Source organism: Sphingomonas melonis, assembly GCF_013409985.1.
In the GTDB taxonomy this organism is placed as follows: domain Bacteria; phylum Pseudomonadota; class Alphaproteobacteria; order Sphingomonadales; family Sphingomonadaceae; genus Sphingomonas; species Sphingomonas melonis_A.
The window spans coordinates 1-11,498 of record NZ_JACCBY010000002.1 but is presented as its reverse complement, the minus strand read 5'-3'; the positions used below and the strand labels follow the sequence as shown (position 1 = coordinate 11,498).

General features: G+C 69.0%; 8 protein-coding genes and 1 pseudogene. 5 read left to right on the top strand and 4 right to left on the bottom strand.

Annotated features, from left to right (window positions below; genetic code table 11):
- Positions 1-28: 28 nt before the first annotated feature.
- A complete protein-coding gene (locus tag HD841_RS06765) occupies positions 29-307 on the bottom strand; it encodes a hypothetical protein (RefSeq protein ID WP_179508147.1) in 279 nt (92 codons plus the stop codon).
- A gap of 136 nt (positions 308-443) precedes the next feature.
- On the opposite strand from HD841_RS06765, the gene HD841_RS06760 reads away from it, so the two are divergent.
- Positions 444-1,556: a LacI family DNA-binding transcriptional regulator gene (locus HD841_RS06760; RefSeq protein WP_257015336.1), complete on the top strand. Its 1,113-nt coding sequence runs from the start codon at positions 444-446 to the stop codon at positions 1,554-1,556.
- A gap of 36 nt (positions 1,557-1,592) precedes the next feature.
- Here the strand turns inward: HD841_RS06760 and HD841_RS06755 are convergent, their stop codons facing one another.
- A complete protein-coding gene (locus HD841_RS06755) occupies positions 1,593-2,732 on the bottom strand; it encodes a hypothetical protein (RefSeq protein WP_218845454.1) in 1,140 nt (379 codons plus the stop codon).
- On the bottom strand, positions 2,729-5,485 hold the full coding sequence (locus HD841_RS06750; protein ID WP_179508146.1) for a TonB-dependent receptor: 2,757 nt from the start codon (positions 5,483-5,485) through the stop codon (positions 2,729-2,731). The genes HD841_RS06755 and HD841_RS06750 overlap by 4 nt, the downstream gene beginning before the upstream one ends.
- A 111-nt stretch (positions 5,486-5,596) precedes the next feature.
- On the opposite strand from HD841_RS06750, the gene HD841_RS06745 reads away from it, so the two are divergent.
- Entirely contained in the window at positions 5,597-6,697 is a 1,101-nt protein-coding gene (locus tag HD841_RS06745) for an ROK family transcriptional regulator (RefSeq protein WP_179508145.1), read from the top strand.
- Positions 6,698-6,716: 19 nt separating this feature from the next.
- On the opposite strand, the gene HD841_RS06740 is transcribed toward HD841_RS06745, so the two are convergent.
- Positions 6,717-7,325, bottom strand: coding sequence for a TetR/AcrR family transcriptional regulator (locus HD841_RS06740; RefSeq protein WP_179508144.1), 609 nt, complete (start codon positions 7,323-7,325; stop codon positions 6,717-6,719).
- A gap of 181 nt (positions 7,326-7,506) precedes the next feature.
- Here HD841_RS06740 and HD841_RS06735 point away from each other — a divergent pair, with 181 nt between their 5' ends.
- The 3 genes and pseudogenes from HD841_RS06735 to HD841_RS21055 all read left to right on the top strand — a co-directional run.
- Complete coding sequence (locus tag HD841_RS06735) at positions 7,507-10,674, top strand: bifunctional cytochrome P450/NADPH--P450 reductase (RefSeq protein ID WP_179508143.1); 3,168 nt, start codon at positions 7,507-7,509, stop codon at positions 10,672-10,674.
- Between the two features lie 108 nt (positions 10,675-10,782).
- A complete protein-coding gene (locus HD841_RS06730; RefSeq protein WP_179508142.1) occupies positions 10,783-11,034 on the top strand; it encodes a hypothetical protein in 252 nt (83 codons plus the stop codon).
- 384 nt (positions 11,035-11,418) lie between these two features.
- Positions 11,419-11,498: pseudogene (locus tag HD841_RS21055) on the top strand (IS5-like element IS711 family transposase); the annotation flags it as partial.

Here is an 11,498-nt window from a genome sequence, read left to right as displayed (position 1 = left end):
CCTTGTGGTTCGAACATAATCCGGGATGCTAGCGCCACGGTGACGCCGCGGGCACGAGAGCGGTCGAGAGATCCTGACTTGGGAGCGGTGCGGCCATCCGCGGCGCGAGCCGATCCGGCACCGCCATTCGCTTGGGCGCGCCCTCGGTCGCCTGCCGGTGGAGGATCACGATGTCGCGCCTGCGCCTCGGCTCAGCGCAGGCCTGATCGGTGAGCTGGACGTCGCAGCCGCACGCCGTCCGGCGCGCGTCATGCCGGACACGCCCGCGATCATCGAAGTCGAGCAGGCCGGCGCCTTCCCCACGCACGTGCGCATCCCCTCAGTTCCTCCCTGATCAGACAGCTGTCTCACCGCCTTGGTTACCGGTAACACGGCCGGTGTCGGGTGACAAGCGCGCTGCGTGATTCGGCACCTTGGCCATAAAGTTGACGGGACAATAGGTTATGCGCGATGTCCCCGCGATGACGGGCAATTCGCGACGACCAAAGAGCAGCAGCGCCCAACAGCGCGGGGCTGCGACGATCGCCGATGTCGCCGCCGCGGCCGGCGTGTCGAAGATGACGGTATCGCGCGTGCTCAGCGCGCCGTGGAGCGTCAAGGAGGAGACCCGCGAGCGCGTCACGCAGATCATCGCCGATCTCCATTACACCCCGAGCCGCGCCGCCCGGATGCTCTCCGGCGCCCGCCAGTTGCGGTTCGGGCTGGTCTACAATTTCCCCAGAAGCTCCTACATCGTCGACTTCCTGATGAGTGCGATCGACCAGGCGTCGGCGATGGATGTGCAGCTGATCGCGCGCGGATGCCTGCTCGACGACACCGACGCGGCGGTGTTCCAGACCCTGGTGTCGAGCGGCATCGATGCGATCATCCTGACGCCGCCGCTGTGCGATTCGCCGCGCCTGCTCGCCGCCGCGGCCGACCTCGACATCCCCGTGCTGCTGGTCTCGACCGACAGCAATGTGCCCGGCCTGTCGTCGATCTTCATCGACGAACATGCCGCGGCGCGCGAGATGACGGAGCATATGCTCGCGCTCGGCCACCGCCGCATCGGCTTCATCGCCGGCGAGCCGGCGCTGGCGGCGAGCCATGTCCGTCAGGCCGGTTTCTGCGCCGCGTTGCAGGCAGCGGGCCTGTCCGTCGACCCGGCGCTGATCGCGCAGGGGCATTTCACCTATCGCTCCGGCCTGCTCGCGGCGGAACGGCTGCTCGCACTGGATGCGCCGCCGACCGCGATCTTCGCGAGCAACGACGATATGGCGGCCGGCGCCGTCACCAGCGCGCATCGGATGGGCCTCGACGTCCCTTCCCAATTGACCGTCTGCGGCTTCGACGACAGCTGGATCGCGACGACCACCTACCCGGAGCTGACCACCATCCACCAGCCGATCGGGGCGATGGCGATCCGCGGCGTGCTGCTGCTCGCCGAGCTGGTCCAGCTCTATAACAACGGCAAACGCACGAGCCGGCAGGTCAAGATGGCGCACGCGCTGGTCGCACGGCAGTCGGACGCCGCGGCCGCATCGCCCGCCGCCGCCGCGGCGGACGGCGGCGGCTGACCCCCTCCCGCCGGCGGGAGGGGGCCGGCGTCACGCTCAACCCTCGCCGGCGAAGACCGACGGGCCGGGGCGCGGAACCTCAGTCGGCGACGTCATCCGCCCGGTATCGGGATCGTAGCGGAAGACCTCGTGGACATCGTCGGTATCGACCGTCAGCAATCCGGCGGCGATATCGTCGCGGACCGTGATCCGGCGCGGCGCATGTTCCGGACACGTCACGATCGCCCCCGAGGCGAAGCCGTCCGCCCCCGCCGGCCGGATCTGGCACAAAGGCCGGCCCGCCCAGCCGAGGTCGAGCCAACCTTCCGGCGTGATCCGATGCGTGTAGACGGGCGATCCGTCGACCCCGATCGTCGTGAACGCCTCCCCGCGCGCGAAGCGGCGAATGGGGGCGGCGATGCCCTTGATGCCGACGACATTGTGGGACAGCAGTCCGTCGCTGCCGATATAATAATGGCCGATCTGCGTGCCCGTATTGTCCGGCCAGCGCAGATGCATGTGCATATGCGGCGGCGAGTCGCGGTGATCGTGCGGCGCGTTGGTGTCGAACCCCATGATCTGGATGCGCCCGAGCCCGGCCCGCTCGACATGGTCGCCGAGGCCGAGTTCGCGCACCACCTCCCGCTGCGCGAATTCCAGCGTGTCGGCGGCGCGGCGGGCGATGACGGGAAACGGCCCGGTGGCGTAATCGCCCGCGCGGCGCGCGGGGTCGGCGTGTTCGAACCGCAGCACCATGCCCGGCTCGACGATATGGGTCGCCACCTCGGCCGCCGTGATCGCATCCGCGGGCAGCGGCGGCAGCGCGACGACGAGCCGGTCGCCGTCGCGCCGGAACGCTACGTCGTCGCTCTCCAGGATGACGCGCCGGATGCCCGCGACACCGCCGGTAAAGCCGAGTTCCAGCGACCGCATCCGCGGAACCTCGATCGCGATGACCGTCTCGCGCGCATTGTCGGCGTTCCAGTTGGCGTCGCTGACCAGCGTGCAGGCGGCGCAGGTCTTCGGGTCGAGGCGCAGCCCCGCCCCCGCGCCGCGTTTGACGAACTTGAGAACGACGCGGACCGTCGCGCGCGTGCCGTCGGCGGCCGCAAGCGGCGCGCCATCAAGCGGCGCGGCGGCGGCCGGGGCGATGGCGAACAGCATGATCGCCATCACCCCCCATGCAAAGCCCCTCACCAGCCCGGCTTCCACGACAGGCCGAGCCAGACCGTGCGGCCGACCGGGAAGAAGTAATTGACGTCCTCGCGCCGGCGGCCCTGGCGGACGACGAACGGCTCCTTGGTCAGGTTCTGCACCTGCCCGACGAGATCGAGCCCGTTGCGCACCGCGAACCGCGCCTGCACGTCGAACTGCTGGCGTGGCTCCTGATACAGGTCGCGCGTCGGCGTATCGCCATCGGCCGATTGCAGGGCGCGGCCGATGCGATTGTACGACGCGCGCAGCTCGACCGGCCCGGTGACGTAGAAGACGGTGAGGTTGGTGATATAGTCGGGCTGCTGGATCAATCCGCTGGTCCGCCGCGTCGCGGGCAGCCCCAGCTTGATCGCCGCGTTGCTCGCCGGCTGGCGATACGATCCGTCGAGCAGCGTGACGTTGGCGTTGAAGCCGAGGCCCGGCACCGTGGCGATCCGGTCGATGGTATAGCCGATCTCCAGCCCCTTCACCCGCGCCGACGCGGCGTTGCGCGGCGTGGTGACGAAGACATTCTGGTAGGTGACGCCCTGGAACAGCGTCGCCGGCCCCTGCTGGCTGCTGGTGAAGATTTCGTTGCGGATATCCTTGGTGAAGGCGGCGACCGAGATCATGCCCGCGCCGAGATACCATTCGTAGGACAGGTCGTAATTCCACGCCTCGCGCGGTTTCAGGTCGGGGTTGCCGGTGCTGATCGTCAGCGTGCCGTCGGTGCCGATGCCGAACGTGTTGCGAACGGCATATTGGCTGTAATCGGGCCGGCCGATCGTCTTCGACACGCCGGCGCGCAACCGCATGCCATCGCCGAGCTGATAGGTGGCGAGCGCGGAGGGCAGCCAATAGGCATAACCCGTCGCACGCCGCACCGCGCGATAGGCGGTCGCCGCGGCGCTGGTCGGCTGGTTGGTGTCGACGACGAGGCGCGTATCGTCGTAGCGCACCCCGGCCTGCACATCGAAGCGATCGGTCCGGAACAGCGCCTGCGCATAGGCCGCCTTGGTCGTCTCCAGATCGCGGAAATCGTCAGCGGCATTGTTGGCGACCTGGTTGGTCGCGACGAAGGCGCTGCGCGTCGCCGCGAACCGCTGCCACGCCGCCTGCCGGTCGATCAGCAGATAGGGCACGTCCGGCGTCATATAGGCGCCGGGGCGCTGGTCGTAGAGCAGGCCCCGCATCGTCCCGATCGTCTTCTGCCCGGCGGCATCGGCCGGGACATATTCGGCGTAGCGCTGATCGTAGGCAAGATCGGTGCGCGTCGCCGCGACGCCGATGTTGGCGCCGAAGCCGCGGTCGGCCGCCGCGGCGTTGATGCCGAGATTGACCTTGGCGAAATCCACGGTCGAGTCGAGATCGCGATCGATGCTGCGATAGTAGAGCGCGCGATAGCTGTCGGGGTTGTTGGCCGCGGCGGTATCGTTGAGCGTCAGCCGCGGCCGGCCGTCGACGATCCGATAGGCATAGCCGAACGCGGGCAGATTGCCGGCCGTCGCCTTGCCCGGCTGGGGGTTGATGTCATATTTGATCATCTCGCGCAGCTCGCGATATTCCGCCTTCGAGCGCGCGAGCGTCGCGTCGAGCACCACGCCACCGCCGAAATCGTGATGCCCCTTCACGTCGATCAGCCAGGTGTCGCGGGTGACCGGCTGATAGGTCAGCCCCTGTTGCAGGTCGCCGCGCGCGAAGCGGCCGCTGGTCGGCGTGACGTCGGTCGGCGCGCCGGTCGGGACGGTCAGCATCTCGTACCGGGTCTCGGTGTCGGTATCGTGATAATAGCCGCCGAACAGCGCGAGCGAGGTCGCATCGTCGGGCCGCCATTCCAGCTTCAGATTGCCGCTGAGCCGGGTGCGCAGGTTCTCGAAGAAATAATCCTGGTTGCGCACCGGCACGGCATAGCCGTTCGACTCGCTGGCGAACGGTGTGCTCTTGGCCGTGGCGGTGAAATAGGTCCAGCCCGCGCCGTTGCTGTCGCCCGGCAGCTCGGCGCGCGCGGTCGACGGCAGGCGCTGATATTCCGCCGAGGCGACGACGCCGAATTCCTGGTTGGCGCCGAAGCGCAGCGCCGCGGTGGCATCGGTCCGGATCGTCGCGCCGGCGCGGCGGACCAGCTTGCCGGCGGTGTCGTTGTCGCCGGCATAGGCGTTGATCACGAACGATCCCGCGTCGCGGCCGTCGAAGGCGCTCTTCGAGACGATGTTGATCTGGCCGCCGAGCGCGTGCGGGTCATATTGCGCGGTGACGCTCTTGATCGCCTCGATCCGCGAGACGAGCGACGCGGGCAGCATCTCCAGCCGCGCACCGCGATAGACCCAGTCGGGCGAGGCAAGCGGAACGCCATCGATGGTGACCAGATTGTAGCGCGGATCGAGCCCGCGGATCGTCGCGCGCTGGTAGATGTCGCGGTTCTTGGTCGCGTCCGCCCCGCCGACCACCGACACGCCGGTGATCCTGCGGCTCGCCTCGACGATGTTGAGGTCGGGCAGCCGGCCGACATCGTCCTGCGACACCGCGTCGAGGATCACCGCGGACTCGCGCTTCGCCTTGGTCGCCGACCGCTGCGAAGCGCGGAAGCCGGTGACGACGATATCGGGCTGGTCGCCCTCCGTCGCAGCGGCATCGGCCGCCGCAGCCGGCGCGCCTTCCTGCGTCTGCGCCTGAGTCTGTGCGGGTGCGGGCATCCCGGCCAGCATCGTGCCCGCTGCCAGCGCCAGCAGCGTCGATCGTCTCGTCAGATACGTCATAATCCCCCTCATTCATCGAATACATTTCACTCCGTACGATATATATTTGACAGTATGAAGACGTCGCGGCTAACCAGACGCGCCGCCAACCTTTGCGTGAAGTTAGTGCAGATGACCCACCCTCCCCTGACTCCACGTGCGCGCCGGGTGCTGACCCTGGTCAGGCGGCACGGCAGCCTCACGCGATCGGCGCTGATCCGCGACACCGGCCTGTCCGGCACCGCGGTCTTCCGCGCGACCGAGGAACTGGAGGCGGCAGGACTGGTCCGCGCCGGCGAGGCGATCGCGCAAGGCCGCGGCCAGCCCAGCGTGACGATCCACATCGTCCCCGATGCCGCCTTCAGCCTCGGCCTGTCGGTGATGACCGACCGCGCCGACGTGCTGCTGCTCGATCTGGCCGGCGCGGTGCGTGCCCGGCGGGAGATCAGCCTGCCCGGTATGCCGCGCGACGCGTTGCTCGATGCGGTGGCGCGCTTCCGCGACGAACAGCCGATGCGCGAGGCGATCGTCGGCATCGGCGTGGCGATCGCCGGCTTCTTCACCGCGCCGCGCACCGTCAATCCCTCGCCCGAACTCGACGACTGGGCGCTGGTCGACCTCGAGGCGATCGTCGGCCGCCGCCTCGGCCTGCCCGCGATGGTCGAGAATATCGCGGCCGCCACCGCGATCGGCGAGCGGCTGCTCGGCGTCGGTGCCGATCTGGCGAGCTTCTGCTACATCAACGTCGCCGCGGGCTTCCGCGCCGCGACCGTGATCGACGGCCAAGTGTTCCGCGGTCACAATGGCAATGCGGGCGAGATCGCCGGCCTGTTCCACTTCGCCGGGCGCACCACACCGAACCTGAACGACCTGCGGGCGACGCTCGCGCAGCACGGCACCGTGTGTGACAGCATCGGCGATCTCGTCGCGCGGTTCGATCCGCAATGGCCGGGGGTGGAGGAATGGCGCGCCGCCCGGCAGGAGTCCTTCGACTGGCTGTTCCAGACGCTACGCTATGCCTTCGACTGTCAGGCGATCGTGCTCGGTGGCCGACTGCCGCGCGATCTGGCGCGGCGGATCGTCGATGAGGCGGCATGGCCCGAACACACGCTGCCCGACCGGCGCGGCGTCCGGGCGCCGGCGGCAAGGCTGGCGGTGGCGCACCTCGACCCGGAGCTTGCCGCGCCGCTCGGCGCCGCCGCGCTGATCCTCCACCACCGCATGTTCGACTGACCGGCGCCGCGCGCTCCGGCTACAGCGCCACCCCGTACAGGAACACTCGCACCGCCTCATCAACGCGCCGGTCCAGCGCCTCGCCTTGCGGCGGCAGGGCGAGACCGAGCGCCGCCTCGCGGAGCGGATCGGCGATGATCATCGCCAGCAGCATCGTCGCAGCAAGCGTCGCGTCGCGGATCGCCAGCTGCCCCGCCGCCGCATAGCCGGTGAGCGCGTCGGCAAGCGGCTGCACCCCGAACTGCTTGACGGTGTCGATATAGATGCGCGCCACATCCGGAAACCGCGTCCCCTCGCGCATCATCAACCGATAGGAGGTGACGCCGTCGGGCGAGAAGGCGATCGCCGCGAACGCGCGCAGATAGGCGCCGAGCCGCAGCGACGGCGCCGCATCGGCCGGAATGACGTCGAAGACCATGCCTGGCCCGCTCACCACCGCGTGGACGACGCCGAGGAACAACGCCTCCTTCGACGGCACATATTTGTAGATCGTTTTCTTCGACATGCCGGCCGCGGTCGCGATCCGGCCGACGTTCGCCTCGGCGAAGCCGTGGGCGAGGAATTCATCACGTGCACTATCAAGGAGTTGCGCCGGTATTCGGGCGATCGGTGGAGGCGGCGTCGTCATGGATGGCGTCTAACGTAGTTCGCTTGTCGCGATAGACTGGAAACCAATGGGTTTCCAGGCGCGTTCTCCTATTTACACAATGCCGACTAGACGGTCCGACGGGCGACGGCGGCGACGGGTGTCGCGGCGGCAACCGGACGGACGTTGCGATGGCGGCACCCCGGCGACGGAGCATGACATCATGACCACGATCCCCCAACCCAAGGGCCTGCCGCTAATCGGCAATATCGCCGATATCGACCCGAACGCGCCGGTCCAGAGCCTGATGCGGCTGGCTGCGCTGCACGGTCCGCTGTTCCGCATGGAGGCGTTCGGCCGCAGCATGGTGATCGTCGGCGGCCAGGCTCTGGTCGAGGAACTCTGCGACGAGAGCCGCTTCGCCAAGGCCTTGCACCGGCCGTTGCAGGAGCTGCGCGCGATCGGCGGTGACGGCCTGTTCACCGCGTACAATGAGGAGCCGAATTGGGGCAAGGCGCACCGGCTGCTGATGCCCGCCTTCGGCCCGATCGGCCTGCGCGCGATGGTCCCGCAGATGCTCGACATCGCCGAACAGATGATGCTGCGCTGGGAACGGTTCGGCGAGGGCGCGACGATCGACGTCGCCGACAATATGACCCGGCTGACGCTCGACACGATCGCATTGTGCGCCTTCGGTTATCGGTTCAACAGCTTCTACCAGAACGAAATGCACCCGTTCGTCGCCGCCATGGTCGGCGCGCTCGACGAGGCGGGCCGGCGCGCGCGACGGCCCGGCGCGGCCAACCGGTTGATGCTCCTGCACAACCGGCGTTTCGCCGCCGATCTGGAGACGCTGCGCACCGTCGCCGACCGGCTGATCGACGAGCGGGCGCGCGACCCGCGGCTCGGCACGCGCGGCGACCTGCTCGACCGCATGCTGACCGCCGCCGACCCCGAAACCGGCGAGACGCTGAGTCGCGAGAACATCGGCTATCAGATGGTGACATTCCTGATCGCCGGCCATGAGACGACGAGCGGGTTGCTGAGCTTCGCGACGCTGCTGCTGCTCCGCCACCCCGAGGCACTGGCGCGCGCGCGCGCCGAGGTCGACACGGTGCTGGCCGGCGCGACGCCCGATGTCGACGACCTCGGGCGGCTCGGCTATCTCGAACAGGTTCTCGACGAGACGCTGCGGCTGTGGCCGACCGCGCCCGCCTTTGCCGTCCATCCCCTGGCACCGACGACGATCGGCGGCCGCTACCGGGTGACGCCCGAGGATATCCTGCTGGTCCTGACGCCAGTGCTGCATCGCGACCCCGCGGTATGGGATGAGCCCGAAGCCTTCCGTCCCGAGCGGTTCACCGCGGAGGCGCTCGCCGCGCTGCCGCCGCATGCGTGGAAGCCGTTCGGCAACGGCCAGCGCGCCTGTATCGGCCGCGGCTTCGCGATGCAGGAGGCGACGCTGGTGCTCGCGATGATGCTCCAGCGCTTCGACCTCAGCCTCGCCGACCCGGACTATACGCTGGCGATCAGCGAGACGCTGACGCTGAAGCCCGCCGGCCTGCACGTCCACGCGCGCCGCCGCGACCTGCCCGCCGGCACGCCGCGCAGCCGTGCGCCGAGCGCGCCGACCCGGCCGCTCGCCGCACCCGAGGCGAAGACCACCACGGCTCCATCCAGGCCGCTGCTGGTTCTCTACGGCAGCAACACCGGCACCTCGGAGGCCTTTGCGCAGCGGATCGGGGCGGAGGCACAGGCGCAGGGATATGCCGCGACGGTCGCGGCGATGGACGATTATGCCAGCGGCCTGCCCGGCGATACGCCGATGGCCGTCGTCACCGCGTCCTATGAAGGGCAGCCACCCGACAATGCCCGCCGCTTCCTCGCCGCAATCGAGGATCTGCCCGGCGATGCGCTGGCGGGACGGCGCTATGCGGTCTTCGGCTGCGGCAATTGGCAATGGGCGCGCACCTATCAGGCGATCCCCAAGCGGGTCGATGAGGCGCTGGCCGCCGCCGGTGCCGAGCCGCTGCTGCCGCGTGGCGAAGGCGATGCCAGCGGCGACCTGTTCGGCGCGTTCGACGGCTGGTTCGCCGACCTGTGGCCGGCGCTCGCCGCCAGCGAGGGTCGCGAGTCGCAGACCGCCACTGCGGCGACGGCGCTGACGGTCGAGGTGCTGCGCGGCGAGCGCGAACGCGCGCTCCAGCTCGATGAGCTGCGACGCGGCACCGTGATCGGCAATCGCGAACTGGTCGACGTATCGCAGCCGGGCGCGCGGTCGCGGCGGCATGTCACGATCCGCCTGCCGGAGGGCATGACCTATCGCACCGGCGACTATCTGTCGGTCCTGCCGAGCAACCCGCCCGAGGTGGTCGCGCGCGCGCTGCGCCGCTTTGCGCTGGCGACCGATACGCAGGTCGTGATCCATGCCGCACCCGGCACGCCGTCGTCCTTGCCGATCGACCTGCCGGTCGCGGCCGGAACGTTGCTCGCCGATTACGTCGAGCTGCAACAGCCCGTCACCCAGCGACAGGTCGCCGCGCTGGCCGAGACGATCGGCTGCCCGCCCGAACGCGCCGAGGCAGCGCGGCTGGCGACGGACGGTCCCTATGCCGAGGAGGTGCTGGCCAAGCGGGTCAGCCTGCTCGACCTGCTCGAACGCTTCGGGTCGGCGGACATGGCGCTCGGCGCCTTCCTTGCCGCACTGCCGCCGATGCGGCCGCGGCAATATTCGATCGCCTCCTCGCCGCTCGCCGACCCCGCCGTGGCGGCGCTTACCTTCACCGTGCTGGAGGCGCCGGCGCTGGCCGGGCATGGCTGCTATCGCGGCGTCGCCTCCACCTTCCTCGCCCGGCTGGAGATCGGCGATCAGGTCGCCGTGGCGGTGCGGCCGAGCCAGGCGGGCTTCCACCTGCCCGACGATCCCGCCGTGCCGATCATCATGATCTGCGCGGGGAGCGGGATCGCGCCATTCCGTGGCTTCATCCAGGAGCGCAGCCTCCGCAAGGCGGCGGGCGACGGGGTCGGCCCGGCGTTGCTGTTCTTCGGCATTCGCGATCCCGACGCCGACTTCCTCCATCGCGAGGAGCTGGAGCAATGGCAGGCCGAAGGCGTCGTCTCGCTCCGCATCGCGTCTTCGGCGCGGCCGGTGGACGGCGTCGCCTACGTCCAGGATGCGATGTGGCGCGACCGCTCGGAGATCGCGGCGCTCTTCCAGGCGGGCGGCCATATCTTCGTCTGCGGCGATGGCGAGCATATGGCGCCGGCAGTCCGCGACACGCTGATCCGCATCTACCAGGACAGCCGGCAGGTGACGCGCGAGGACGCGGAAGCCTGGGTCGAGACGATCGAGCGCGAGGCGGTGCGCTATGTCGCCGACGTCTTCGCCTGATCGGCGGCGGGGAGAGACAGGAACCGGTACGATGCCTTTCCCAATCGGTGCCTTCCCCAGTCGATCGCGATGCTGTTACGCTCCGCCACCATCACGGAGGTACGAGACATGAGGTTGATCATTGCCGCAGCGTTGATCGCGACCGCCCTGCCCGTCGCCGCGCACGCACAGGACGCTGCGCCCCCCAAGGAGCAGAAAGCCGCCGATCCCGCCAAGAAACTGTGCCGGGAACAGGCGGAAACCGGCAGCCGCTTCAAGACGCGCATCTGCCACACCGCGGCGGAATGGGCGCAGATCGACGCCGACAACGGCAATGCGGCGGGTGCGGCGCTGCGCGGGGGAGGCTCGGGCACGCGCTAACCGCTTCAGGCCTGATCGACATTCTAGCCTTGGAGAAAACGCCTCCCCAAAGACGTCTGTCGCATACGGAGGTCCGTTTGACTCCGCCGCCTTCCAATCCCACCCGTCACCCCGGACGTGTTCCGGGGTCCACCCTGCGGCGAGGAGAAAGGCTTGATTGGGCACCCTTCTCTTGTGGCCCGGTGGACCCCGGAACGGATCCGGGGTGACGGATAGAGGAGGACGCCGACTCGAACCTCATCACCGCAGCCACATGCGATAGCGCGCCGCCCTGAGCGGAGGAGGAATTGGGCTGAATATCGATCCGGCCTAGGCGCTGTCTGCATTCATAGGATTCCGTTTGAGTTGAAGATCTGATTCAAGGCTGGCCAAGGGAGCCAGGCTTTGAGCAGACGAACATTGACGGACGAGCAGTGGGAGCGGATCGAAGGGCATCTGCCCGGCCGGGTGGGGACGCCTGGGCG